The sequence below is a fragment of the Siminovitchia thermophila genome, from assembly GCF_016909185.1.
In the GTDB taxonomy this organism is placed as follows: domain Bacteria; phylum Bacillota; class Bacilli; order Bacillales; family Bacillaceae_C; genus Siminovitchia; species Siminovitchia thermophila.
The window spans coordinates 40554-66856 of sequence record NZ_JAFBFH010000029.1 but is presented as its reverse complement, the minus strand read 5'-3'; the positions used below and the strand labels follow the sequence as shown (position 1 = coordinate 66856).

Genomic DNA, 26303 nt, shown 5'->3' with positions numbered 1-26303 from the left:
ATAAAGTGAAACTTCATTCAGTAGGAACTCCTACTGAATGTTAGTTGAACCAATCGGGCATTTAGGTGCCGTTTTCTCACACTTAGACCTTTTGTATTCACTCAAGATTTTGAAGTGGGAGTCTTACGGCACCTTACATGCGGGACAAAGTTTGGAGAAAAGACTGTCTATCTTGTTTTAATACGACAAAAAAGCTGGCTTTTCTCCTCATTTTTTGTAATGGAGTGTGAAAGAATGAAGCGCATTGCGATTACAGGAATTGGTGTACTCTCTTCAATCGGAAATGGGAAAGATGATTTTTTACAAGGACTACTCGCCTCACGCTCAGGTTTATCAGATGTAACGTCATTTGATGTCACAGATTATCCAATCAAAAAAGGCGCCGAAATTCTGCCGATTCCTTTACCGGAAAGTGATGCATATGAAGACGAAGTTGTAAAAAAAGCCTTTATTGCTGCAGAAGAAGCGCTTGTTGATGCGGGTTTAAACGACTGTTATGCACCGCAAGAAATCGGTGTTTCCGTAGCAACATCGTTGGGCGGCATCAATTCAAGAGTGAAATATTATACAGAACGAAAAAATAAAGGAAAAAGTGATCCCAGTTTACTGCTACATGTCCCTACTTCTAATATAGCCGGCTCCTTAAGTCGCTATTTTCATTTTCGAGGACCAAATTCAACCGTAGTAACTGCTTGTGCGGCTGGAGGAAATGCACTGGGAATTGGCGCTGATTTTATTCGTGAAGGCAGAGCGACAGCGATGCTTGTTGGAGGCGTAGATCCGTTTTCAATGATTTCATTTAGCGGCTTTACCGTTTTGCGTTCATTATCCCCTAATGTTACAAAACCATTTAACGAATATCGTGATGGACTGACATTAGGAGAAGCAGCAGCATTTTTAATATTTGAAGAAATGGAAGCCGCCATAGAACGAGACGCACCTATTTATGCAGAATTTTTGGGTTACGGAATTAGTAATGACGCTTATCACATTACCTCTCCCGACCCTAATGGCGGTGGCGCCTTGCGTTCAATGAGTGCGGCTTTAAAGGAAGCAAATGTTGCTGCGCAAGACGTTGCTTACATAAACGCTCACGGTACCGGAACACCGTATAATGACAAAATGGAAACGAAAGCCATTAAAGATTTATTGGCGGAACGTCAAACAAACGTATCAATTAGTTCATCGAAGTCTCAACTTGGACATACATTAGGTACAGCCGGCGCCATCGAAGCAATCGTTTGTACACTTGCGATCAAACATCGCTTCTATCCAGCGACGATTCATTTTGAAAATACGATGGATCATGACTTGGATTTTGTCCCTAATGAAACGAAAGAAGGAGAAATTCAATATGCATTATCCAATTCTTTCGCTTTTGGAGGAAATACAGCATCAATCGTCATCGGAAAAGTGGATGGACCATGAGCAAGAAAAATAAGCTGAATTTAACAGATGGATTTCCGACTTCGGTCCAAGTTCAATTCCATGAAGTAGACGCGATGAAAATTGTTCACCATAGTCATTATATTTATTGGATGGAAATAGCGCGATTCCAATTTGCAAAAGCGATGATGGGGCTTTCTTTTACAGACTTTGAAAAGATGGGTGTTTTTCTGCCTGTAACAAAATTAGAAAGCAACTATCTACAATCGGCAACTCTAGATCAAGAAATCGTTATTTTTTTAAAGCTGCTAGAACGCGATGTTGCAATCGCAACGTTTCATTATGACATGCGAGATAAAAATAGCGGGCAAAAGTTATTTGAAGGAATGACAGAACACGCCTTTGTTGATCGTCTTGACAAACTCCTTTTACATTACCCGGAAAAGTGGAATGAGGCGCTGCAACTAATAAAACAAACAAACCCATCCTATATACTCTAACCATTAACGTTATTCAGTTTCCTTATATGTGCCGTGCCAAACATCTTTTGGAGGTTCCTTTATGCTTAAATATGTTTTTCAAAACATCCGTAAAAGAAAAATACGGACGGTTTTAACGGTATTCGCGATTATGGTATGTATTCAAATGTTTACCGTCATTTATTCGATTGTAGAATATACAGTCGCCGACTTAGAAGGAGAAATGGCTAAATATGCAGGGCAAATGTATGTGAAAAATATTAGTGCGTCTTCTAGTGCCGGAGAAGATTTCCCACCGATTAACAGTACGATTTCAAGTAAAACAGGTGACGACATTCTCAAGTCTGTCGATACAAAAGTAAATACAGATTTAAGTACACCGATTATTTTTCGGCCGATTGCGGGAGCAACCGCACCCAACATGCCGCCTCAAGCATTAGCAGTCGGTGTTTCCAGCGGAAAAGAGACGGCCTATACCGGAGAGAATGTTGACCTTAAAAAAGGTTCCATGGAACTTGCTGAAGGTGAAAAACAAGTAGTACTCGGCGCTGGCGCAGCTCAATTTTTTCAAGTAAACAATATTGGTGAAAAAATAGATATTTCCGGTGAAACATTTGAGGTAATCGGTCTTTTGAAAAAAGGAAATCGAGTTACTGATCCGATGGTGCTAGCGCCCATTGATCAATTACAAAAAGTCTTTGCATTAGAAACCACATACTCAACCTTGTTGCTAACTGCAAAATCAATCGAACAAATTGATACGTTGTCAAAAACAATCGAAACCGATTTTAAAGACGTTGAAGTAATGACACAAGGAAATATTGCCGACAATATTAACCAATCTCTTGCTGGCACTAAAATGTTCATGAACACTATTTTAGGCACTGTCATCGCCGTTGCTGTAATTGTCATTTTAATCGTTATGACGCTCGCCATTATGGAGCGGACGAAAGAAATTGGTGTCATGCGCGCAATCGGTGCTCAAAAATGGGACATCACAAAAATTATTATCCTTGAATCGCTGTGCATGAGTTTAATCGGTGGAGTTCTTGGCGTCATCGGCGGATATCTTATCATGCGGTTTATATTTACAGCACCAGAATTTATTACAGTGAAAATAGCAGTAACTTCTATCGTCATGGCTGTACTTGTCGGTATTTTGTCAAGCCTCTACCCTGGAATAAAAGCCGTCAGTATTCAACCACAGGAGGCTTTGCGATATGAGTGATTGTTTAATCGAAGCAAACCAATTATCTAAAACATATCAGATGGGAAAAGTCGGAGTCTCAGCTTTGAAAAAAGCTAGCTTTACCATTCAGAAAGGTTCGTTCACGGCAATTATCGGCACATCTGGCTCCGGAAAGAGTACGTTACTCAATTTACTCGGCTTAATTGATCATCCAACCGATGGTTCTTTAACATTCAAGGGATTAAATGTGAATCAGCTATCAAACTATGAACAAACAAAAATAAGAGCGGAAAATATCGGCTTTATTTTTCAAAGTTTTCACCTTGTTCCGGTAATGAACATCCTTGATAACGTCATGTTGCAATTGTCATTTAGCAAAAAGGATAAAAAACAGCGAAAAAAAACAGCAATTCAAGCATTAAATAGCGTTGGCTTAGGTACATACCTTCAACATTATCCCGCAGACTTATCTGGCGGACAACGGCAAAGGGTATCGATTGCAAGAGCATTAAGTAAAGATCCCGACTTAATTTTAGCTGATGAACCCACCGGTAGCTTAGATAGTAAATCAGGCGCGGGAGTGTTAGACATTTTTAAAGCATTACATAAACGAGGAAAAACCATTATTATTGTCACCCACGACTTGGAAATTGCTTCCATTGCCAATCAACAACTCGTTTTAAAAGATGGAGAATTACTTGAAACGAATACAAACGACGTAGAACAATTAAAAAAATATTATTACCGTTAGGGGAAAAGAAAGATGAAAACCATTCAAGTCGGAATTATCGGTTGTGGTACGATTGCAAAAATTCGTCATCTCCCCGAATGTCGAGATAATGAGCACGTAACCATCTTTGGCGTCTGTGATGTAAATGAAGAACGAGTGCAAAAGTTTGCCAGAACATATCGCACAAAAGCATTTGCGAATTACGAGGATATGTTAAATGACCCGGCACTAGACGCAGTTATTATTTCACTGCCCCATCATTTACATGCTCCAGCCGCAATCTATGCAGCCCGTGCCGGCAAACATATTTTAGTCGAAAAACCGATTGCGACAAATCTAAATGATGCCTGCGCTATCGTTGAAACAGCCAAGGCGAATGGCGTAAAGTTAATGGTCGCTCATAATCAACGCTTCGTTCCATCACATAAGCAAGCGAAAAAACTAATAGCAGAACGAGCGATTGGACGAATATATTCGTTTCAAGCGACATTCGGTCATAGCGGACCCGAGCAATGGAGTATTGATGGAAACGATTGTTTTTACACACAACCTAAACAAGAAGGTTTTGGCGTGTTAGGTGACTTGGCCATACATAAAATTGATTTAATACAATTTTTGCTCCAGGCAAAAATAGTCGATGTCCAGTCTATGATCGGCTCCTTGTCACGAACACAAACAGAGATTGAAGATGAAGCCGTTTTGGCAGTAAAAATGGAAAACGGGATCATCGGATCGATTACAGCAAGTTGGAATTATATAAAACCCGACTTTTCAACCATCATATATGGGGAAAATGGAGTCATTCGGCTAGAAGATGATCCCGATTATCCACTTATCATCCAGTATCGGGATGGTACATCAATTAAGTATGAATTGCCTGACATACTCGAATATGAAAGAAAAATGCCAGGCAGAAGTCAAGTAATTACCTCTTTTATTAACAGTATTTTATACGATGAAACACCTCCTGTAACTGGAGAAGAAGCACTCGATGCGTTATCCATAGTTGTCCAATCAATAGAACAACAACGAGTGGTCATCTAGTTAACCGGAAGTTTTAGATCAATCATCACAGGGGGAATAGTGATGTCCACATTAATTGATTTTGATACGCACCGCCTGGGACTAAACTGTGGTTCAGCACCGATCAGAGACATGCTTGAATTTTACGACTATCCATTTTCCGAACCTATGTGTTTCGGATTAGGAAGCGGGCTGCACTTTGTTTACCATCATGGCGGCAAAGAAGTAGTTGACAGACAGTATCGTGCGCCGCTAACTGTCATTACAGGACGTACAGAAACACCTTTTGTAGAACTTTGCAGTGTACTTGGCATAAAGATTACATTTAAACGAACGCATGACCGAGAATTTGCGTGGCAGACCGTGAAAGAACTCGTTGATCGGCACATCCCTGTCGCTTGTGATATCGATGTTTCTAAAATCCATGATACAAATCCGATTGCGGAAACATTCGGTCTTTCAATGGGTGGACATAAAGTCATTTTAATCGGTTACGATGAAGATAAAAATACAGCAACCATTATCGAAAATGTGATTGAAGAACCAGTTACAATTCCTTTAGACGTGTTTCAGCACATTCGTTCATCGGCAGAATTATACCCGTCAGAAAATGAATGGTTTTATATTGATCCACCCCGGCAAATTCAACATATGAAAAAGGCACTTAAAATGGCCATTATTAAAAATGTCCAACTAATGAAGTATCCGGCATTTTCCTTATACGGGACAGATGTTGAATGTAGCGGCTTAAGTGGTATACAACTTTGGCGTGAAGAAATAACGAAATGGCCGGAAATTCTTCATCCAGAGCGTCTAGAGCTAAGTATCTTCACCGTCCATATCCAAAATAGCATTTCAGGTGGCGGGCTGTTTAGAAAAATGTACGCGCGCTTTCTACGTGAAGCAGATGATTATTTACATGAAGAAAACTTAGTCCGCGCCTCTAATATGTATCGCAAGCTGGCAAAGCACTGGGACGAGATCATTAAAACCATGTTAGAAGCCTATAAAAAGAAAGAGTATAACGTATTTTTCACAGAAGCATTCAGTCATCTTGCTGATGAAATTGTGATGAAAGAAAAGGAAGCGATTCGATTGCTAGAGGAGGCTTCAGATAAGTGGCTATAAACAACAATCATTTGTTTGAAGTGTCTCCTATTCCCGGGGTTCATCCACATTTAAGTTTATTAACAACGATTTTTCGCTACCACCAACAACATTTTGGGAAAATGAAACAAGTAACATTATCTGAACCGCTTTTATTTGGACTCGCTTCCGGACCAGGATTTTTTTATAAAAAAAGAAGCAACCATTGTCTCGTCTTAGGCAGTCATTCCTTTGATCTTTTACAAGACCTTGCCACAAGTACCGGCACGTGGATTAATCGTCGTTTCTCTTTGTCTGGAAAGCATGCGATCAGAGAAATGAAGAACTATTTGTCAATATGGAAAGCCCCCATTTTGGTGACGGTTCCCTTGCATGTTTTTCCTCAGGCAAAATGCGACGAAGAAGAAGCGTTACGCACAACATTAGATGAACCAGCGACGAAATGTATCGTTACTGCCATTAATGATGAACTTGTCCAATGCTATATTCATACAAAAAACATACCCCTTTACCTTCGTGTAGAGTTATTTGAACGCATCTTAAACAAGTATTGCCATCGTTGGGCAGATATTATTTTCCCGAGTAACGACATTTCACTTCATTGGCTTTATGGCCATTCCATCGATCGCCATATCCAACGTTCAACAGGTTGGAGTGGGTACGGAACTCCACATGAACATATGCGCGCATTTTTTTATGATGCGGCACACCATCCGGCTGAACTCTCAATAGAAGCTGTCCTATTAAGTGCTGAAACATTAGGTGGCGACTTTGGCAGGACTTGGTATGGTCAATTTTTACAGGAAGCAAACAAACATATCGAAAGCTCCTATGTGGAAGAAGCGGCGAAGCTTTATAAGTTAGCCGCTACATATTGGAAAAAAATTTTAAAAGACTTAGAGATGTCGATGGTTGATACCGATTCGATTGAAAACATGATGGAGATTGAAACATTAGCAGTAGAGAAACTAGCAAAGAGAAAAAAGAAGGCGGGTGGTTGTCATGTCTGCCAACACAAAATCTCCCTACCAACATAAAAGAGGAATTCACTGTATCACTACAGCAATGGCCAACATATTAAGTGGCGAAAATATAGATCTTTCCGAAGAACTCTGTTTTGGGATTGGTAGCGGCTTAGGATTTACGTATACACGGGGGAAAAGCATCGAGCAATATCTCGTCTTCGGTAGAAGTGATGATTTAGAACTTAATTTATGTGAAATGCTTGGAATATATGCGAAGTTATCCCATGAGCCCGATAGTGACTTGGCATTGGAACATTTAATGAAAAAAAAAGGCAGCCAATGAGCCGGTTATTGTTGACCTTGATATTAGTAAACTGGCTTATTTAACTGAGGCATTGAAATGGCCGGAAACATCGTCTCATGGTGGCCATAAAGCAGTATTCGGCGGTTATGATCGTAAAACAGATGAAGTCTTTTTATATGAATATCTGTGGCTAGAACCGCAACGAATGAAACGAGAAGATTTTTTTCAAGCTTGGAATTCGTTTAACGGGTTAGCACCAGCTCGTAACTTATGGTACGAGTTTATCTTCCCTAACTCTACTGTGCCTTTGGAAACAGCCATTAAAAAAGGAATTCAAATGAATGTGTACCGTATGCTTTCCCCTTGGAACAAGTTTCATGGGATGGAAGGATTGAAAGCTTTTTTACGGGCGGTTCCGAACTGGCCATATTTATTTCAAGAAGAAGATCGCAGAAAGCTCGCTTATGCTTCATATGTTTCATTAGAAATTGGCGGTACCGGTAAAGGCGCATTTCGTAAAATGTTCAGCCGTTTTCTAAAAAAAGCTGCCCATTCTATTCATGATGAGGCGTTACGAGAGGTGGCGAAAGATTATTTACAGTTAGCGACCCTATGGTCCGAACTGGCCACCCTTCTATTTGAAGGAAGTGAAGATCCAAACAGCGGAATTTTTTCTGGCAGTCGGGAAAATGAAACGTTAACAGAAGAAATATATGCCAAAGAGAAACAAGCGATTCATCGACTATTCGCCATTTCTGAGAATTGGGGCTGAGGAAGTGTTTCGATGCTAAGTATTATTATCCCAACATTTAACCAACGTGAACGATTGGCAGTGACACTGGAAAATTTGGCAAAACAGGAACGAATAGAACATACGACCGTATATGTCGTAAATGATGGTTCGACAGACGGCACAAAACAGTGGTTAGACGAGTTGGACTATTCTTGGTTAGTTCCCATTCATCAAGAAAATAGGGGGAGAAGCGCGGCAAGAAATACAGGAATCAACCATGCACGCTCGACATATGTCCTTTTTTTAGATGACGATATGGTCGTAACCCCTCATTTTATTTGTGCCCATTTAGCAGCCCAACAGCAAAAAGAAGCGATATATATCGGCGAAATCATTAATATTCCGAATGAACATGTTGACGATCTATTCCATAGAAAGCAAACTTGTCTTACTTTCCATGAATTGGACCCATTTGAACAAGAAGATTTCCTCGTCAATTTAGGACGTTATTTTCAAAAGTGGAACAACGAAGGAAACGATATTTCATGGACATGCATGGTTGCGGCCAATGTTTCATTTCCAATCACATTATTTAAACAAGTCAACGGGTTTGATGAACGTTTTAAAGGTTGGGGTGTGGAAGATCATGAGCTCGCTTTCCGGTTTTATCAAGAAGGCGGTACATTTCAATTTTTAAAACAGGCAAAAGCGTACCATCTTGACCATCGCAAAAAAATAAATCGCACACAAATATTAGAAAATGTCTTATATTTTTATAAAAAAACAGGTCTTCACCCTGAAGTAAAAGCATATGTAGATTATGTGACTGGGAAAATTTCGATGAATGAATTATATCGCCAAACGATGAAACGTGAGCCTGCTGTGCATGAGGAGCCACTATTTTTCAAGCCCAATAAACATTTAACCGATAAAGAAAGTAAGGGACATTTTCATGCAACACATCATTGATACATTCGTACAAAGACATAAACGCCCACAACTTGTAAACATACAAAAAGGCAAAAAAGTGCTTGTTTTAGCCCCCCATCCCGACGATGAAGTAATTGGCGCCGGCGGCAGTCTCTTAAAGCATAGGGATTATGAAAACGAAGTCCATATCGTTTTTATTACCGATGGCAGCAATGGGCGAACGAGAGAACAGTCGATTGAAGAAACAATACGAGTAAGGGAAAAAGAGGCAATCAACCTCTGCAACGTGCTAAGTGCAGATTACTCTTTTTTAAAATGTAAAGATGGTGAGTACATTCCAGAACAAAGTAAAATTCAATGGATGAGAAAAAAGATAGAATCGTATAACCCAACCGATATATATTTGCCGCATCTTGACGATTCTCATCGCGATCATTTTATGACGAATATCTTATTTTTTGAAGCATTGAACAGTTTACCAGAACAAGGACGGAACATATGGCAATACGAAGTCTGGTCTCCTGTCTCACCGAATATCGTCATCAACATTTCTAATGAATTTGAGCGAAAAAGAGAATTAATGTTGCTTTATGAGTCCCAATTACAACTCATCCCCTATGATAAAATAATGGAAGGACTAAATAAATATCGCGTCGCAACGGTACCATTGCCGGGCATTGAATATATAGAAGCTTTTTATCATTCAGATGAACAAGAATATAAGAATAATGTGCGCAGACGACAAGGAGAATGACGATGGAAATAAAAGAAATTATGACGAAACTGAATCACCGCTACCCCTTTTTACTCGTTGACCGAATTGTTGAACTAGAAGTAGATCAACGTATAAAAGGATATAAGAACATAACCTTTAACGAGCCATACTTTTCAGGACACTTCCCTGAAAATCCAATTTTTCCGGGCGTATTCATTATCGAATCGATGGCGCAAGTTGGTGGACTCATGTTCTCTAAAAGAAAGAAAGGCTTCCTCGTTGCTGTTGACAACGCAAAGTTCACGGAGTTTGTTACACCTGGTGATCGACTCATGACCGAAGCTACGTTAATGAAAGAGTTTGGTAAATATGCAAAAGTAGCTGTGACAGGGAAGGTTGAGGAAAAAGTTGTGGCAAAAGCAGAAGTGACGTATTATTTTGATGAAACTGCCAATGAAAGAAGACCAGCTCAAGGAAGTAATGCCCTTTTTGAAAAATAATGATAGGATAGGCTAGGCACATCAATAAATACGAAATCTAGTTGAAGCTTACTGGTCTTTCGTTAACGGATGGCAAAAATAATAGGAGTTGGCTTACGAGCGGCTGCACCAACGACTGTTCCATATTTGCTTTGCCACTTTTGATCATGCCATCGACAGTGCTGGATCATCAAAACTTACGCCACAAAAGAAGCTTGTCCTACAACACGTTAAAGACGATGGATTGCGCATAAAGATTTAAAACGAATGAATCATCATACAAGAGGAGAAGATGAATTGCTGTGGGTTCCGAAAATTATGTCTTGAAATTATTGCTCGCTATTTTGCTTACAAGTGCAGCTTATTTTTTGGGAGATGCTATCATTGCGCACAAATTATTTATCTGGCAAACAATCGTCATTGGTGCTACTGTTGTTTTAGCGGGCGCCTTTGTAGAAAAAATCCACGCGCCAATGTGGTTAATCATTATAACACCTTTTCCAATCGGAATGACTTTACTATATGTTTTTCTAAATGAAACGACGTACACCTGGTTTATTACATATGCATTAACATTGTTTATTTATGTGATCATCCACGTTATTGCCAGTTCACTCTTTCGCTTTCATTCTTTAATTCCAGCCTGGAAGTTGCGAAAAGAATAGTAGCTAAAGAGGATAGGGTTGTTGTCAATTTATTTTATTTATGGACTCGTATCCGTACGGCAAATAACGTTTTGCGTATTATTTTTGGCGAAATGCCTTGTTCAAGGAAGCGGCTGGGACATAAGCAAATACGAAATAGCAAAAGCCGAACAATTCATTTATAATTGTTCGGTTTATTTGTGTTAAAAAAATCCCGATCATCGCTACGTCAACATATTTCGCTTTCCGCGGGCCCGGCTTCAGCTTCCTCGGAAAGCAAAGGCCGCTTTCCTGCGGGATCTTCAGCTCGAGCTATTCCCGCAGGAGTCTACCTATTTTGACTACGCTAAAAGTTTGCGTATGATACACTGGGACAATTTTTCCCGCATGTAAGGTGCCGTAAGACTCCCACTTCAAAATCTTGAGTGAATACAAAAGGGCTAAGTCGGAGATAACGGCACCTAAATGCCCGATTGGTTCAACTAACATTCAGTAGGAGATGGAAGAAAGCTCCTACTGAATGAAGTTTCACTTTATTGTTCGTTTTTTCATCAGCTGATTTAGTTGTGGCCCAGTCTCTTTTTGTCATGTGAATAGGATTTGATTTTTATTTTAAAACTCATGTGTTGACTGAGAATAACATGAATACGAATTACCTACTCCTTCCAACAGCATATCATTCACCTCAGATTGATCATACGAATGAAAATTGATTTGCTCTTGCTTCATCGGTACCCGAGAACAGAGCGCAAAATGATAGTTGTCCTGGATTTTTTCACTATAAAAATGATACGCACTACTTTTGTTCCCACCTTGGTAAAAATAAATGCTAGTTCCATCAATTGAGAACGAAAATGATTTTAAAGATACGTGCAGACCTTTTCCAATTGCTTTTACATAACTCTCTTTTAACGTCCACATTTTATAAAAAGCTTCTTCCACATTCGTGCTCTGAATGATGTAGCTATACTCTTCAGGAACGCAAAATTGTTTGGCAAGTTCCACATAGTCTAAGTTTTTATATTGTTCACAGTCGATACCTACCTCTTCCTTTGCGATTGCGATGGCAATCATGTCACCTGAATGAGAAATATTAAAGGAGCAATTAAGATGCGATACAAGGTAAGGTTTTTTATATTTACTATATGAAAATTGTACATCCTCCATCTTACAATCTAGTTCTTTTGCAAGTAAATATTTGACGAATAGATGGCTTAGCACTGTACGAACCTTATCCTTTTCCATCTTAAGGTTAGACATTGTTTCTTTTTTATTCCTGTCTAGTAATGGGAACAAACGCTTATATGGATCGATCGTTGATGTCTTGGACAGACGAATAAAATAAACTTGCAATCAGACCACTCCTTCAGCGAATAAAAAATGAGAAATCTCAACTTATATGGTTAAAATTTTCAGATGAAAGCGCTGATGATCAAGGAAGTGCTGTTGGGGACAGGATGTTGACACTGAAACCTTACATTCGGTGTCGATACTCACCAAGAGCAGCATTTTCAAAGGTAAAAACTGTTTTTTATTAGTGGTAGGTAAATAAAAAGTAACAGACCCGATTTCATATCAAAGTCACATCATTAATGCGCTTATTGATCATACCACTATAGTTTGTTCCCGCTTTATTGTGCTGCGCGACAAAATGGCCAGTCACACTGGACAACTGTGACGATTGTGCTGTTGCTTTACAAGTCATTTAATCGAGTGCGATCACAGTTCCTTATTTGCGTCATTAGCTATCCTCTTATATAAAGTACGACTGCAGTTGTCGCATAGTCACTATCAAAATCTATTCATATGGGGTATTATATGGCAGAGGCTGGGACATAAGCAAATACGAAATAGCAAAAGCCGAACAATTCATTTATAATTGTTCGGTTTATTTGTGTTAAAAAAATCCCTATCATCGCTACGTCAACATATTTCGCTTTCCGCAGGTCTCTTCAGCTTCCTCGGAAAGCAAAGGCCGCTTTTCTGCGGGATCTTCAGCTCGAGCTACTCCCGCAGGAGTCTACCTATTTTGACTTCGCTAAAAGCTTGCGTATGATACACTAGGACAATTTATCCCTTAAGACTCCCACTTCAAGACCAGTGTTGATACAAAAGGTAAGTGGGAGATAACGGCACCTAAATGCCCGATTCGTTTAACTAACATTCAGTAGGAGCCCTACTGAAAGAAGTTTCACTTTATTGTTCGTTTTTTCATTAGCTGATTTTGTTGTGTCCCAGCCCCATATGGCAAGAGGGGCTGTTTAAACAGCCCCTCTATGAGTGAGATTTATTGTCCGCCCATCTCATTCAAATTAACTTCCTGCGCGTTTTCCAATGCTTCTTTTGGCACTTCAATGCTTTCTACTTTATTATAGTTGCTGTAAGTGGATTTCATATCGAGATTCATGTTCATTTTCTGTCCGTTTACATCCGTATCCATATCTGTTACCATGTTCAACGCGGTTAAATAGAATGTTTCTTTGTCAATAAATAGCTCGTAGTCAACTTGATTGAATGTCACATCGCTCATCGCTGCTTCATCCTGCATGTCAGGAGGCATTGTGGCCTTGACATTATCTTTTAAAAACTGATCGAATTTTTCACCGGATGCTTTTAAAGTCAATATATAACTTTTTTCATCTTGTTTAAATTCAAAGTCATCAACAAATTGTTTTAATTGGTTTAATTGCTCAGAAGGGTTCGTTTGTCCTTCGGACATTTGCAAGATTTGACTTGAAAGTTCAGACGGGAGCTTCAACCACGTTTTTTGATTCGGCTCATACACGTAGAAACCGTCTTTTGTCAGATAAGCATCCAATTCCTGTTTTTCTTCCCCAATAGACATAGTCATTTTTTGATGTAATGTCATTGGTTCCATGATAAATTCCATGGCCATATCCGACTTGATTTCCTGCTTCTCCCCGCCTGCATCAACTTTTTGATTCATGGTAATATTACTTTCAAAGCTTTTGATATCCTTGTTTGCTTCCTCAACCTTCTTATAAACTTCTTCCAGTGTGAGATCTTGTTCTTTTTTTGTCGTTTCAGTCTTTCCATCTTTTTCGACTGGCTCCGCTGTTTGGTTACATGCCGACACCACCAGCATAAGCATGGCTCCTAATATGATTGTTAATGCTTTCTTCATGAAAGTCAGCTCCTTAAATGATGTTATACGCTAGGCTGCCCATTATTAAGTACGATTTAAGAGTCTTTTTGTTTCATATTTGTAAAAATTGGTTCTAATGGCATAAAAGGAAACTCGGTGCTGGTATTATATTTTTGAATTCCGCTCTTGCATAGCCCATTCCCAATATTCGTTTATTACCTTCAGCATTTCATCCAAGGAGCAGGCCAGAATTTTAACGGGTATGTTAACTTGTGTTTCCATGAGTCCTTTATTTACCTGGTTAAATAGCTTCTTAATACCCGTCGTCCGGTTGATGATCAATTCGCGGTCAAAAGTAGAAATACCAAGATAAATCTGACCCGAAAAGCTGACAAACTGAATTTCCTTTATTTCATCCCATTTTACGATCCCGGCTCCGATAAAACTAGATTGATCGACAATTCCTTCAGCAGAAATAATAACGGCCGGCTCCCGTTTGATAAATATTTTTAAGTAATAAATGAAACAAAGCCCAAAAATAACAATCGGTAGAATACTTGCAAGAGTCAGCCAGGCTGATTCTTCAGCCTTTACGCTAAAAGATATGAATAAAAGTACAATTCCAAGGACGACAAAAATCAGTGACAAAGCTGCCAGCATGAGAATCTTCTTCATTTTTGGCATAATGACAAAATGATTCATCAACATCCCTCTCTGAGCTAGCAAAAAATTCCATACTTATACAGCTTAATTGTTTTCGATAAAAACATAAATCCCCCAAAAGGACCATCCTAAAAGATCTGTTCGTTCCATCTTGTTTGTTGTATGTCTTATTGGGCATGTCGCAAGCCTGAAACTGGATTTCTACTTCGATATTTTTATGGCTTGGCTTCAATCGTCGTTTGTTTTGCAGCAACCACCGTGTTGTCATGCCGAAAAGTTGCGGACGTTCATTGCTTTTTTCAAGTTTTTCTTGAATGAACAAGGGAATACAACCGATAAAATTGGTAGGAAATGCCTAAATTGCGGAAACTCTTACGAATTGGTTATATGCCAATGACACTGAATAACATACTATTTATTCAGAATGTGAAGAGGTGGAACTTAAAAATGTGGAGGCCGGAACCTTTTTAGCATCATGAACCGCATGAAATCAAGCTTAAAAACCCTGAGTTCATGCGGTTTTATGTTTATCAATTCAATCAGAATTTTTTGCTCCGCATGTAGAAGATTGAGGGAGCTTGCTTAACCTTCATGAAATCAAGCCGGCAGGTTACGAACAGCGGATAATGGGGTCGGCCGCTGATCACCTTTTTTCTGTTGCATCAAACAAACCTCATAATGTCCGCGAAATGCGAACTGTAAATGCCTCTGCAACTTCTGAATCGAAGCAACTATGCCATGATCCAAGCACATTTTTGTTCATCCCATTCAACTGGTTTTTCTTCATTACAAATAACCGTTGAAATATTGGACAACGGGCAAATTTTAAAGTTGGACCTTTTATTGAATTTTGACGCATCGGCAAGTAAGATTGATTCTTTACTGCATTGGATCATCGTTTCCGAAACAAGAGATTCATCCATATCAAAGTCATAAATCGCATTGGTTGTAAAGCCTCCACAGGAGATAAACGCTCGGGTAAAATTAAATCTCTTTAAAAATTCCACTGTGGCCGTTCCTTTCACAGATGCTTGATAAGGATTTGTAATGCCTGGCAACATGATCACCTGTCCAGAAATCCGTCGCTCCTCGAGTGCTAAATTAAAGCGAATGGCGGCACTTAATGAATTGGTTACGACGGTCAACGATTGTACATCTTCAATCATATCGGCTATATGTACGGTTGTCGTGCCCAAATCCAATGCGATCGTATCTCCATGTTGTATCAGCTCAGCCGCCCGCTTTGCTATCCGTTTCTTTTCCTCAAGATATAAGGACATTTTCTTCTCATAAATCATTTCTCTTTGCGTCGGGATAAAGGGAACGGCTCCTCCGTGAATACGAGTCAGTTGTTCATTCATTTCAAGCTCTGCCAAATCTCTTCGAATCGTTTCCGGAGTAACGTTAAGTACATTTGCCAAATCCATTACTAACACTTTGTCGTGTACTTCTAGCTGTTTTACAATAAACATATGTCTTTCTTCTTTATTCAATCCAACTGGCCCCCATTCGATTTATCTCCTCTGGATACATGAACTAGCTAATTTCAATTTTTATATCTTAATTATAAAATAAGACTTCCTGAGCAAACATAAAAATCTAGCGCTATCATGAACCTTTTATGCTTGCGAACGCTTTATCATGTGAACATGGGCGAAAGGACTGCCCTTAATTAGACAATCCCTCCCTTACATGCTTCTCCCTTTCATTACAATAGGATTTCGCGTAATTGCAGGACATCATCAAAAATATAGTCGGCATTTAGTGCTTCAAACATTGAACGTGACGCTTTACCTGATAAACAACAAGTTAAAATAGCAGCAATTTTACATCCCATCGACTGCGCCGCCATATAATCTGCCACTGAGTCACCAATGATCAGAACATCCTCGCCCTTGTGAATGGGCAATGGTATGGACAATACTTTTTCATCCGCCACTTTTCTTCCTTTATACCCTTTTACGTACGTAAATGGTTTCGGTTTGCCAAGTGGTACTTGATTGGGAAATTTACGCTCCGCCTCGCTCACATCCGTTGCCGTCACAACATGTTCTGGATGAAAGTACTCCCAGAATCCAAGCCTTTGAAACGGAATTTTACATTCCAGATAGGGTCTGCTAGTACCGATCCCCAATAAATACCCTTTTTCCCGCAAATCGCGTAAAAAGGAGCGAATGTCTTCTACATTGGCGAGTGCTATTTCATCTTCAAGAAATCCATTTTTCCCCAAAGTATATGGACGCTCTCTTTCTGACTGCTCATAATATGGATCCCCTAAATACCATTCTTGGTACACTTTCCGTCCCAATTCCCACAAAGGATTGTTTATCGGAAAAAGATCATCATCTATTCCCAGCCAATGTCTGGCCAAATCATTCACATACAATAGTAGGTCCTGTTGCTCAACATCTGTTTGCTGAAAATCCCGAACGAACTCATCATAATTTGGAATAAATGAAATGTTGCTTTCATTACATGCTTCCCCAATTTCCCGCAAACGATCTTTATCGATAGGCCGCTGTAATATCGACTCTACGAATTCACGTCGTTCTAATGAGAGCTCGTATAATAATCGCACGAGTTGATGAGAAAAAGTTAAAAACACCATATCCCAATTCGAATTAATACCACGATCTTTTACAAATTGCAATATCGCATCGTTTGATAAGACATGTTCGCGAATACGGCGGATGTTTTCCTCTGTTGGGGAGACGGTAAAGGTATCTCCCGAAAGCCCTAAATATAGTGGATTGTAAACTAATTCCCAAATGGATAATGCGGTTGCATCAAAACAACGCTCCTCACTTAAAAATACGCCATCTACATCAAACAATATTGTTTTAACCATATTGAACGCTCCTTCCTAGCCGGCTTTGCTTCTTGATGCTTCTTGCCAAGCATTCATGCGCTTTTTTATTTTCTTGGTAAAAAATTCATAACCTAATCTAACGAGTATGTTCGTGACAATCACGATGATTGACATCGCCGCGGCAGACTCCGTATTACCTTCATCCATCATCGTTACGATGGCCACAGAAGCTGGTTTTGTTTGAGAAGTATATAAGAAGATAATCGCTGATATCGTCGTCATCGAGTTAATAAAGAAGTACACGAACATTTCCACAATGGCCGCAAATGACATAGGCATGGTGACTCGCGTAAATGTCCTATAAAAAGGGACATTCATCGACTCGGAAACCGATTCAAATTCATGATCCAACTTTTTCAATGCCGTATTGGCCGTGAAAAAGTTGACCGAGTAAAAATGGACGATATTGGCCAATACAAGAATCCAGATCGTGCCGTATAACATATTAAATGGGTTCGGTATGCTCAAATCGGTAAACGGAATCGCTAACGCCGCTTGATTAAAAAAGAAAATATACGCCAGACCAATCGCCAATCCCGGCAGCGCCAAAGGAATGATCGAAAGGAAATAAGCCGTTTGCCTGATTGCCTTAAAGGACCGTGATTTTTCAATCAAATAAGCACTGAAAAAAACAATCGCTGTTCCTAAAACAGCAGTCAGAAGAGCAATCCATAAACTATTTATATATGGTTGAATTCCGGTTGTGGAGGCGCGCTTAAACAAGAAGTGATCGAATGTCAGTGATAAATTATATGGCCAATATGTACTGATTGCGGGCAATAATACTGCTGCCATCAGCAATAAAACAGACCCTGAAATGATCAAACAATATATAAAATATAAACGATCACGCAGACGGTTCGGCTTTATTTTATAAGGTACAGATTTTGCGGAAATCACCGTACTCTGTTTTCTTTGGATGATCCGGTCGGCAATAAAAGCGATGACGGCAGGGATGATCAAAATAAGACCTACAGTTGCCCCCATTGACATCTTGAACTGCCCCACTACTTGCTGGTAAATATCCGTAGCCATCACATTATACTGCCCGCCCACTACAACCGGAGCGCCAAAATCTGTAAAGCTTAAAATAAACGAAATAATAAACGAACTAAATAAGGCGTACTTTACACTAGGCAGTGTAACGGTGAATAATTTTTTGATCGGTCCCGCGCCTAATGTATCTGCCGCTTCATATAAGCGATAATCCGTTGTCGCAAGTGAAATGCTTAATAGTAAAAAAGCTTGTGGAAACGTATAAAACACTTCCGAAATAATAATGCCGACCGGCCCGTACAGATGAATATCCACTCCTGCATTTACACCGAACATAGACTCAAATAAACCAAAAAACCCTGTTGTAACGACTCCATTATTTCCGAATAAATTAATTAACCCGATTCCGTAAGTCATGGTTGGAGCAAATAAAGGAATAAAAGCAATGTATTTAAAAATCGTTTTCCATCTCATTTCCGTTCTTGTCACCGCATAAGCAAATGTAAAGCCGAGCATGACTGAAATGACACCCGTTGTAATCGCAATAAACAACGTATTGTACATTGACTTTACTAAAGAGGGTGTGGAAAAATATTCGATAAAGTTTGCGAATCCAATAAACTGTCCTTGTTCATTCGATAATGCTTTCATAACGAGCTGTAACAGCGGCAGAACAATCGCAATGACGAGACCAAGAACCATTAAAATGATCAGTAGTTTTTGCAGGCGGTCAATCCACCCTGATTGCTGCCTTACCTTTTTATGACGAATCTTCCGTTTCATGGCTGATTGTGCAGGATAGAGCAACTGTTCTTTGTTTACCATATACTCTCTTACTCCTTAAAAAAATGAAATTCCACTGCTTGCCGGCATACTATATCCGCCCTCACTGCGCCCACTTTGGTCATATGTAATCAATCTGTCTTGAAAAAATGTAACAAACATTTCTTTACCCTTTTGCATCACTACATTTCTTGCTTGATTGATAGGCAGATCAACCACTAATAAATTTCTTTCCAATTGTATGTCGCTATTTTTCTCTAACTGTAAATAAACCCGACTTAACGAACCGCGAAACTCCACTGCTTCCACGACTGCTCTGATGCTATCTTCCGACTCTATTTCACTCATGACGATGTTTTCAGGACGAATAGCCACAACAGAGCCTAACGCGTTTTTAATGAAATTGGCTGTTCCAATGAAGTCGGCTACAAACGGTGTGATCGGCTGTTCGTAAACCTCAATGGGAGAACCAATCTGCTCAATACAAGCATCGTTCATGACAACGATTTTATCTCCCATTGATAAGGCTTCTTCCTGATCATGGGTAACCATTATCGTTGTCACTCCAAGCTGTTCTTGAAGATGTCGAATTTCCATCCTGAGATGCATTCTCACCTTCGCATCTAAAGCTGATAAAGGCTCATCCAGTAAAAGAAAGCTTGGCGACAAGGCTAACGCGCGTGCCAAAGCGACACGCTGTTGCTGTCCACCCGACAACTGTGTCGGATAATGATCACGCACACGTTCTAAATTGACTTGCGCAAGGCATTCTTGCACCTTCTCCTTTATGTCACTTTTACTCAACCTTTTGCTCTTTAATCCGTAAGCGATATTTTGGGCAACCGTCAAATTCGGAAATAACGCATAAGATTGGAAGACGATCCCGAAGTCTCTTTTATGCGGCGGCCACTTTGTTACATCCTGGCCTCCCATCACTATTTTCGAACCGGCATTCGGCTGTTCTAAGCCGGCGATTATTCTAAGCAATGTTGTTTTCCCACATCCGCTCGGACCTAGTAAACAGACAAACTCGCCTTTTTCCACTGTGAAATTGATATCATATAATGCGACAAAATTTCCATATGTTTTCGTTACATGTTGGATTTTTAAAAAATCCATCTTTTTCCCTCCTTCTATCAGGTAAGAAAAAAGAGGCATCCGGTACCTCGGAATAAAGAAGTATTCTACTCCAATCCGGATAATCGGAATGCCTCTTCGCCACTGTTATTATTCTTCTTCAGGCGCGCTCTTTTCGTCGTAGCGCTTTAACCACTCATCCAGTATGCCTTCTCGGTTTTGAGCGGCCCAGCTAAAGTCGTTATCAATCATTTGGTCAATGATATTTTCCGGAAATCCTTCATTTGCTTTCGTGTCCACATTAACGGCAACTACACCGTGATATTGTTGATATCCTTCCATCGCGTTATCGCTGATTGCCCAATCTAAGAATGTTTTAGCCGCTTCCTTGATTTCAGGTTTTTTAACAAGAGCATTGGCTTCGATTTCCCAACCAGAACCCTCTGACGGTAAAACCAATTCAACAGGTGCTCCTTTTTCAATTTCGCTTATGACTGGATACGCAAACGTTAAACCGATTGGAAACTCTCCTCTAGCTACGGCTTTTGCTGGTTTTGAACCGGAATGTACATATTGATTCATGTTTTTATGTAATCCGTCCATGAACTCCCAACCGCCTTCTTCCTCAAACATTTGCAGCCAAGCATTAACCATTAAAAATCCGGTTCCTGAAGATGCGGGGTTTGGCATAACGATTAAGTCTTTATATTTTGGATCTAATAAATCTTTGTAAGACTTAGGAGCTTCTACACCTAAGCGCTCTAATTCTTGCGTATTGACAGCAATCGCTGCGACAAAAGCGTCGTTTCCGGTCCAAAGTGCGGGATCATTGACTTGGTCTTTAAACTTAGGTTCTAAACGCTCGATGCCTTTTGGATTATATCCTTCCAATAGATCATGTTCCTCTAAAAATAACAAGCTGCTTGCAGCTACTCCAAACACTACGTCAGCCACGGGATTATCTTTTTCCGCTAATAGCTTGGAGGTCGTTACACCAGTAGAGTCACGTACCAAATCTACTTCAATTTCCGGATGTGCTTCTTCAAATCTTTTCATATACTCTTCTAACTCTTCTGTTTCATAGGAAGAATAGACGGTGATTTTTTCTTTTTTCCCTGAATCGCTTGCTTCTTTTCCTGAGGTTTCTTTCGAATCTTTCGATCCTCCAGAGCATCCAGCTATGATCAATGCGAATAGCGAGACTGCAATTAGTAACAAAATTGGTTTTTTCATCGTATTAGACCTTTCTACATAAGTGTTTTGTTGAGGTGGATTCTACTTAGACCTTTCTACATAAGTGTTTTGTTGAGGTGGATTCTACGAAAGTGAAATAGTCACTTTCCCCACCTTATATAACTTGGTGATGGGCATTTGTATGGAAGAGGGAGCGACCATATATTATATGGATCGCTCGTCCCATTCCATACTTATATAGGATATTATCCTTTCAATCTCTTTCTTTTATTGGCAATATACACGCTTAATCCTCCAATACCGACGAGAAGAAATCCTGCGAGAGCCCAATGAAACATAGAAGTAGCCGTATTAGGTAATTGACTACCTTTATGCCCTTTCTCTTGTTGTTGCTTATCATATGTTTTATTTACTTTTTTATTTCCGCTCTCTTTTTCATTCGTAGTTGGTTGGTCAACTTTTGGCTTGTCAACTTTCGGCTCTTCACTGACTACTAATTGGGTCATCGCGTCTTGTAATGCTTTTAGTGCTCCGTCTACCTCAGACTGGGTAGCATTTTCCTTATGAAGCACTTCCTTGGCGGCAGATAACTTCTCCAAAAATACTTGCACACTTTCTGGTGTATACTTATCTGTATTCATTTTTTCTGACCCTTTAATGAGAGACTCAAGTGCTTTTTTATCAACTCCTGTTGAAGGAGCTTCTTTTTCTTGCAAGGCTTTCATCGCGCCCTGCAACGCTGTTACAGCTCCATCCACTTCTGATTGTGTTGCGGATTCGTTTGCCATTACTTCTTTTGCCGCCGCTAACTTTTCCGCAAAAACTTGGACACTTGCTTCTGTATACTTCTCTGTATTCACTTTGTCGGCTTCGGCAATGACAGACTCTAGCATTGACTTGTCAACTTCTTCCGCAGGAGCTTCTTTTTCTTGCAATGCTTTCATCGCGTCTTGCAACGCTGTTACAGCTCCATCCACTTCTGATTGTGGCGCGGATTCGTTTGCCATTACTTCTTTTGCCGCCGCTAATTTTTCCGCAAAAACTTCGACACTTGCTTCTGTATACTTCTCTGTATTGACTTTGTCTGCTTGGGCAATGACAGACTCTAGCGCTGACTTGTCAACTTCTTCTGAAGGAGCTTCTTTTTCTTGTAATGCTTTTATCGCGTCCTGCAGCGCTGTTACAGCTCCATCCACTTCTGATTGTGGCGCGGATTCGTTTGCCATTACTTCTTTCGCCGCCGCTAATTTTTCTGCAAAAACTTGGACACTTGCTTCTGTATACTTCTCTGTATTGACTTTGTCTGCTTCAGCAATGACAGACTCGAGAGTTGATTTATCAACTTCTTCTGAAGGAGCTTCTTTTTCTTGTAATGCTTTTATCGCGTCCTGCAGCGCTGTTACAGCTCCATCCACTTCTGATTGTGTTGCGGATTCGTTTGCCATTACTTCTTTTGCCGCCGCTAACTTTTCTGCAAAAACTTGGACACTTGCTTCTGTATACTTCTCTGTATTGACTTTGTCTGCTTCGGCAATGACAGACTCGAGAGTTGATTTATCAACTTCTTCTGAAGGAGCTTCTTTTTCTTGTAATGCTTTTATCGCGTCCTGCAGCGCTGTTACAGCTCCATCCACTTCTGATTGTGTTGCGGATTCGTTTGCCATTACTTCTTTTGCCGCCGCTAACTTTTCTGCAAAAACTTGGACACTTGCTTCTGTATACTTCTCTGTATTCACTTTGTCTGCTTCGGCAATGACAGACTCTAGCGTTGATTTATCAACTTCTTCTGAAGGAGCTTCTTTTTCTTGTAGTGCTTTTATCGCGTCTTGCAACGCTGTTACAGCTCCATCCACTTCTGACTGTGGCGCGGATTCGTTTGCCATTACTTCTTTCGCCGCCGCTAATTTTTCTGCAAAAACTTGGACACTTGCTTCTGTATACTTCTCTGTATTGACTTTATCTGCTTCAGCAATGACAGACTCTAGCGTTGATTTATCAACTTGCTCCACATTTTTCAAAGGAATGACATGTTGGTATTCATCTATCCAGTCTGATTTCGTAAAGTCTCGTCCTTTAATAACGACTTTATCGTCATGGACTTCTACATATAATCCTGTACTGCCTGTTCCATCAATCACTTTCTCTCCGCCTTGACCATCTGGACCATACGTATTGATTACTGCTCCAGTACTCACTTGATAAAAGCCGTCATGATTTCCAAACATATCCGGCAAACGCAAATCCCAATGCTGGTGACCCGAAAAAACAATAGCATTCGGATATTTTGAAAGGGTCTCTTTTAATTGTTTATATTGATTAATACCGTCTCGATAGTACGCAACATCCCATGTTCCGTTAATGGTAAATGGCAGTGGCTGGTGCAAGAAAACAAAAATCGGTTTATTTGGATCTTGTTTTTTCATTGTGTCTTCAAACCACTGAAGCTGTGCGTCACTAAGATTAATGGGTTCTTTTGCTTCCTCTTGGCCAAGTACAATAAACGGATATCCATTTACTTCTCTTTCGTAGTACACTGTGTCAAGGCCTGTAAAATCTAAAAATCGTTTCTTGCCCATTTCAGTATTCGTGCCATAATATTCATGGTTGCCGATTGTATAGAATAAGTTATCAGGGCGCGGGTTATCAGCCATCACTTGTTTCATTTCATCATATTGATTTTGATAACTGGAATCCACAACATCTCCAACCACGACCATTGCATGCTGATTAGGATTAATTAAATTTAAATCCCATAAAGCACGTTCTGTTTTCTTTATATTGGTATGGGTATCACTAATAACAGACATAGACATCTTTAATCCTTCATTAGCATTTGTGCCTGTTACCATTACTTCTCGAGTGACAGATTCAGTAAATCCGGTACTATTCGTAACACTATAAGTCACTTCATATATTCCTGGGTTAGATGTATCAATTTCATGCTCCACTACCACTTTATCGGTTAAATCCCCATCTAACTGATCAAATGCTGTAACTCCTGGATCAATAAACTCACTTCCGAGTTCGATTACTAAAGGATTTTCACCTTGTAATGTTAATTCTGGCAATGAGGCTTTTTCCAATAATCGGATATTATCAATTGCCCAGAAATAATTATTGACAGCATTAAATAATCTAAATTCAAGTGTCATCGATGTTGCCTGATCAGGCACTTTAATCTTTTTGATTTCTGTTTTATTTAAAACATCGATGCCTTTATTATCTGAGTTCTCATTGTGATCATAGCGTAATACCTGTTGCTCTTCCCCAGTATCAAATTTGGCCGTGATTAATGCCGTTTGAACTCCCTCTTGGCGATAATGAGTATCAAGGCTTAAATCAAGCGTATCTCCGCCATTAACATTCATCTTTGGAGACACTAAAGTACTATCGTACTGCCCTTGAGAAGCAGGGCTTCCTTGATCATCCCATTCGTCTGGATCAGCTATAGCTATGACACCAGATCCTTTTGAGAATTCTTCACGCAGTTGCGTATCAGCAGATATCCAAAAATCTCTCGTTGCAAAACTCCAACCTTGCCATTCTGTTACACCTTGAGGCATATTAGACGCATTTATTTTTTCCCATCCTTCTGGTGTTTCATGTGTCCAGCCTAGAACAGATGGATCAATGCTTTCATCTTTGGCAGGCTGTAGTTTTGCTTCTAGTCCATCAAAATTTTCTGAAAGGATATCAGTGACTAAAATAGCTTCACCAAAACCATATGTATCATTCCAGAAAGAGGATCTTTCAAATGCGCTCCATGCACTTACAGAAGAATCGTCTTCAGATTTGTTATCACGGTCAACAGCATGTACTTCGATTCCTAATTTCTTAGAAATATTAGGATCAAAATCAAGCATTTCCCACGGTACGGCTATTTCTACAGACCAACCTTTTTCTGTTGTTTGAATAGCTCTTTTAATCTTGCTTTCATTTGCCGGATCATGATTGGCAATAGGTGCGCCACCAAAGTAAAAGTCTGGCTCATTTGAGTTGGGTTTATAAACAAGCCCAATTTGCAAATCATTATCTACATATGGACTGGATTGATGTAATGTCGGGTCTAAAAACAAGCCAATATTATCTTGTTGATACCAGTATCCACTACCATCATGAACGAGTGTGTCGTCGACCATGTCCATTGCCACATAAAGATATTCTTGATCCCAAAGAAGTCCAAATGTAGCTTCGGGAGCTTCTCCTTCTCCTATGTGTTTTGTTAATGGTTCACTAACCTTCCACATTGGCTCATCAATGGAACCATCAATCGTTGGGGCTTCGAGTGTTCTTTTCAAATCGATTGTAGGCCTTTTCTGATCCGCAGCCGATGCGTTTAGTACATGTAGATTCAATGTACTGAAGATCATCAAGAGAATCATCATCATCATGAACATCGATTGTTTTTTGATCACGTTTTGTTACTCTCCCTTATTGAGTGTGATTTGGAATTGCTTGGATGACCTTCTAAACAAATGTGTGGGTGTAATGGTCTTATTTGTTTTTTACTCATTTTTCGCATTGGCTGTTGTTATTAATTTTCACTGCTCTTTTTAACAGATCATTCAAGTAGTTCAATGAATTGCCAAAGCACGAAAGCTGAGTAACTGCAGTTTCCTCCTCTCTAACCTACTAAAAACCAAACATAAACGGACATTTATATTTTTTGTTTAATGTTTGTTTATGAATTAAAACTAGCAAACAAATGTAAAACAAACATTTACTTTATGTAAATTTCATGTAATTTTTCATATAAAAATGTGGTGAAAATTAATTTTTATTGAGAACATCCCTATTAAACCAAGCGTTTCGAAGTCATCAATAAGAAACACAGCCAAATATTCAAATGGTCGCTCATGTCTAAAGCAAACTAAGATATTAGCGTTAAGAGAATGGGTAAAATAACATTGCTGGTGAATCGCTCACTTTGA

22 protein-coding genes are annotated in these 26303 nt (G+C 39.6%); 13 read left to right on the top strand and 9 right to left on the bottom strand.

All coding sequences use genetic code 11. The features are described 5' to 3' along the window. The first annotated feature begins 234 nt into the window (after positions 1–234). The 13 genes from JOC94_RS17245 to JOC94_RS17185 all read left to right on the top strand — a co-directional run bounded on the left by JOC94_RS17245 (position 235) and on the right by JOC94_RS17185 (position 10705). On the top strand, positions 235–1428 hold the full coding sequence (locus JOC94_RS17245; protein WP_205179981.1) for a beta-ketoacyl-[acyl-carrier-protein] synthase family protein: 1194 nt from the start codon (positions 235–237) through the stop codon (positions 1426–1428). Next, complete coding sequence (locus JOC94_RS17240) at positions 1425–1886, top strand: acyl-CoA thioesterase (RefSeq protein WP_205179979.1); 462 nt, start codon at positions 1425–1427, stop codon at positions 1884–1886. The genes JOC94_RS17245 and JOC94_RS17240 overlap by 4 nt, the downstream gene beginning before the upstream one ends. A 61-nt stretch (positions 1887–1947) precedes the next feature. Further along, positions 1948–3093, top strand: coding sequence for an ABC transporter permease (locus JOC94_RS17235; RefSeq protein ID WP_205179978.1), 1146 nt, complete (start codon positions 1948–1950; stop codon positions 3091–3093). Further along, positions 3086–3805 (top strand): ABC transporter ATP-binding protein, encoded by a 720-nt coding sequence (locus JOC94_RS17230; protein ID WP_205179977.1) that lies wholly within the window; start codon positions 3086–3088, stop codon positions 3803–3805. Before JOC94_RS17235 ends, JOC94_RS17230 begins: the two co-directional genes overlap by 8 nt. A 12-nt stretch (positions 3806–3817) precedes the next feature. After that, positions 3818–4828 (top strand): Gfo/Idh/MocA family protein, encoded by a 1011-nt coding sequence (locus JOC94_RS17225; protein ID WP_205179976.1) that lies wholly within the window; start codon positions 3818–3820, stop codon positions 4826–4828. A 42-nt stretch (positions 4829–4870) separates the two neighbouring features. Further along, positions 4871–5935 (top strand): BtrH N-terminal domain-containing protein, encoded by a 1065-nt coding sequence (locus JOC94_RS17220; protein ID WP_205179975.1) that lies wholly within the window; start codon positions 4871–4873, stop codon positions 5933–5935. Beyond that, the gene (locus tag JOC94_RS17215) at positions 5926–6951 is read left to right on the top strand and encodes a hypothetical protein (RefSeq protein WP_077113926.1); all 1026 of its coding nucleotides are present in this window, start codon (positions 5926–5928) and stop codon (positions 6949–6951) included. The genes JOC94_RS17220 and JOC94_RS17215 overlap by 10 nt, the downstream gene beginning before the upstream one ends. Continuing rightward, entirely contained in the window at positions 6917–7222 is a 306-nt protein-coding gene (locus tag JOC94_RS17210) for a BtrH N-terminal domain-containing protein (RefSeq protein WP_205179974.1), read from the top strand. Before JOC94_RS17215 ends, JOC94_RS17210 begins: the two co-directional genes overlap by 35 nt. 52 nt (positions 7223–7274) lie before the next feature. Continuing rightward, positions 7275–7955, top strand: a complete 681-nt coding sequence (locus tag JOC94_RS17205; protein WP_205179973.1) for a DUF4872 domain-containing protein — start codon at positions 7275–7277, stop codon at positions 7953–7955. A 12-nt stretch (positions 7956–7967) separates the two neighbouring features. Beyond that, entirely contained in the window at positions 7968–8885 is a 918-nt protein-coding gene (locus JOC94_RS17200; RefSeq protein WP_077113928.1) for a glycosyltransferase family 2 protein, read from the top strand. After that, positions 8869–9600, top strand: coding sequence for a PIG-L deacetylase family protein (locus JOC94_RS17195; protein ID WP_077113929.1), 732 nt, complete (start codon positions 8869–8871; stop codon positions 9598–9600). Before JOC94_RS17200 ends, JOC94_RS17195 begins: the two co-directional genes overlap by 17 nt. A gap of 2 nt (positions 9601–9602) precedes the next feature. Then, positions 9603–10061: a 3-hydroxyacyl-ACP dehydratase FabZ gene (fabZ, locus tag JOC94_RS17190; protein WP_139345730.1), complete on the top strand. Its 459-nt coding sequence runs from the start codon at positions 9603–9605 to the stop codon at positions 10059–10061. 281 nt (positions 10062–10342) lie between these two features. Next, positions 10343–10705, top strand: coding sequence for a hypothetical protein (locus JOC94_RS17185; RefSeq protein WP_077113931.1), 363 nt, complete (start codon positions 10343–10345; stop codon positions 10703–10705). Positions 10706–11296: 591 nt separating this feature from the next. Here JOC94_RS17185 and JOC94_RS17180 read toward each other — a convergent pair. The 9 genes from JOC94_RS17180 to JOC94_RS17140 form a co-directional block, all read right to left on the bottom strand. Beyond that, the gene (locus JOC94_RS17180) at positions 11297–12037 is read right to left on the bottom strand and encodes a 4'-phosphopantetheinyl transferase family protein (protein WP_077109953.1); all 741 of its coding nucleotides are present in this window, start codon (positions 12035–12037) and stop codon (positions 11297–11299) included. Positions 12038–12971: 934 nt separating this feature from the next. Continuing rightward, positions 12972–13829 (bottom strand): DUF6612 family protein, encoded by an 858-nt coding sequence (locus JOC94_RS17175; protein ID WP_205179972.1) that lies wholly within the window; start codon positions 13827–13829, stop codon positions 12972–12974. A gap of 126 nt (positions 13830–13955) precedes the next feature. Beyond that, complete coding sequence (locus JOC94_RS17170) at positions 13956–14492, bottom strand: STM3941 family protein (RefSeq protein ID WP_077109951.1); 537 nt, start codon at positions 14490–14492, stop codon at positions 13956–13958. Between the two features lie 692 nt (positions 14493–15184). Continuing rightward, positions 15185–15946 carry a DeoR/GlpR family DNA-binding transcription regulator gene (locus tag JOC94_RS17165; protein WP_236017138.1) on the bottom strand — a complete coding sequence of 254 codons (762 nt, stop codon included), beginning with the start codon at positions 15944–15946 and terminating at the stop codon, positions 15185–15187. 215 nt (positions 15947–16161) lie between these two features. Continuing rightward, positions 16162–17301 carry an HAD family hydrolase gene (locus tag JOC94_RS17160; protein WP_077110335.1) on the bottom strand — a complete coding sequence of 380 codons (1140 nt, stop codon included), beginning with the start codon at positions 17299–17301 and terminating at the stop codon, positions 16162–16164. 15 nt (positions 17302–17316) lie between these two features. Beyond that, the gene (locus tag JOC94_RS17155; RefSeq protein WP_205179983.1) at positions 17317–19101 is read right to left on the bottom strand and encodes a putative 2-aminoethylphosphonate ABC transporter permease subunit; all 1785 of its coding nucleotides are present in this window, start codon (positions 19099–19101) and stop codon (positions 17317–17319) included. Positions 19102–19158: 57 nt separating this feature from the next. Then, positions 19159–20220 carry an ABC transporter ATP-binding protein gene (locus JOC94_RS17150; protein WP_205179970.1) on the bottom strand — a complete coding sequence of 354 codons (1062 nt, stop codon included), beginning with the start codon at positions 20218–20220 and terminating at the stop codon, positions 19159–19161. Between the two features lie 108 nt (positions 20221–20328). Beyond that, positions 20329–21411 (bottom strand): putative 2-aminoethylphosphonate ABC transporter substrate-binding protein, encoded by a 1083-nt coding sequence (locus JOC94_RS17145; protein WP_077110337.1) that lies wholly within the window; start codon positions 21409–21411, stop codon positions 20329–20331. A gap of 206 nt (positions 21412–21617) precedes the next feature. After that, positions 21618–25787: an immunoglobulin-like domain-containing protein gene (locus JOC94_RS17140; protein WP_205179963.1), complete on the bottom strand. Its 4170-nt coding sequence runs from the start codon at positions 25785–25787 to the stop codon at positions 21618–21620. Positions 25788–26303: the final 516 nt, after the last annotated feature.

What these genes read in the sequence shown, in the direction of transcription:
- JOC94_RS17245 (WP_205179981.1), top strand. Translation starts at nt 235, where the DNA reads ATGAAGCGCATTGCGATTACAGGAATTGGTGTACTCTCTTCAATCGGA.
- JOC94_RS17240 (WP_205179979.1), top strand. Translation starts at nt 1,425, where the DNA reads ATGAGCAAGAAAAATAAGCTGAATTTAACAGATGGATTTCCGACTTCG.
- JOC94_RS17235 (WP_205179978.1), top strand. Translation starts at nt 1,948, where the DNA reads ATGCTTAAATATGTTTTTCAAAACATCCGTAAAAGAAAAATACGGACG.
- JOC94_RS17230 (WP_205179977.1), top strand. Translation starts at nt 3,086, where the DNA reads ATGAGTGATTGTTTAATCGAAGCAAACCAATTATCTAAAACATATCAG.
- JOC94_RS17225 (WP_205179976.1), top strand. Translation starts at nt 3,818, where the DNA reads ATGAAAACCATTCAAGTCGGAATTATCGGTTGTGGTACGATTGCAAAA.
- JOC94_RS17220 (WP_205179975.1), top strand. Translation starts at nt 4,871, where the DNA reads ATGTCCACATTAATTGATTTTGATACGCACCGCCTGGGACTAAACTGT.
- JOC94_RS17210 (WP_205179974.1), top strand. Translation starts at nt 6,917, where the DNA reads ATGTCTGCCAACACAAAATCTCCCTACCAACATAAAAGAGGAATTCAC.
- JOC94_RS17200 (WP_077113928.1), top strand. Translation starts at nt 7,968, where the DNA reads ATGCTAAGTATTATTATCCCAACATTTAACCAACGTGAACGATTGGCA.
- JOC94_RS17195 (WP_077113929.1), top strand. Translation starts at nt 8,869, where the DNA reads ATGCAACACATCATTGATACATTCGTACAAAGACATAAACGCCCACAA.
- fabZ (WP_139345730.1), top strand. Translation starts at nt 9,603, where the DNA reads ATGGAAATAAAAGAAATTATGACGAAACTGAATCACCGCTACCCCTTT.
- JOC94_RS17175 (WP_205179972.1), bottom strand. Translation starts at nt 13,829, where the DNA reads ATGAAGAAAGCATTAACAATCATATTAGGAGCCATGCTTATGCTGGTG.
- JOC94_RS17170 (WP_077109951.1), bottom strand. Translation starts at nt 14,492, where the DNA reads ATGAATCATTTTGTCATTATGCCAAAAATGAAGAAGATTCTCATGCTG.
- JOC94_RS17160 (WP_077110335.1), bottom strand. Translation starts at nt 17,301, where the DNA reads ATGGTTAAAACAATATTGTTTGATGTAGATGGCGTATTTTTAAGTGAG.
- JOC94_RS17155 (WP_205179983.1), bottom strand. Translation starts at nt 19,101, where the DNA reads ATGAAACGGAAGATTCGTCATAAAAAGGTAAGGCAGCAATCAGGGTGG.
- JOC94_RS17150 (WP_205179970.1), bottom strand. Translation starts at nt 20,220, where the DNA reads ATGGATTTTTTAAAAATCCAACATGTAACGAAAACATATGGAAATTTT.
- JOC94_RS17145 (WP_077110337.1), bottom strand. Translation starts at nt 21,411, where the DNA reads ATGAAAAAACCAATTTTGTTACTAATTGCAGTCTCGCTATTCGCATTG.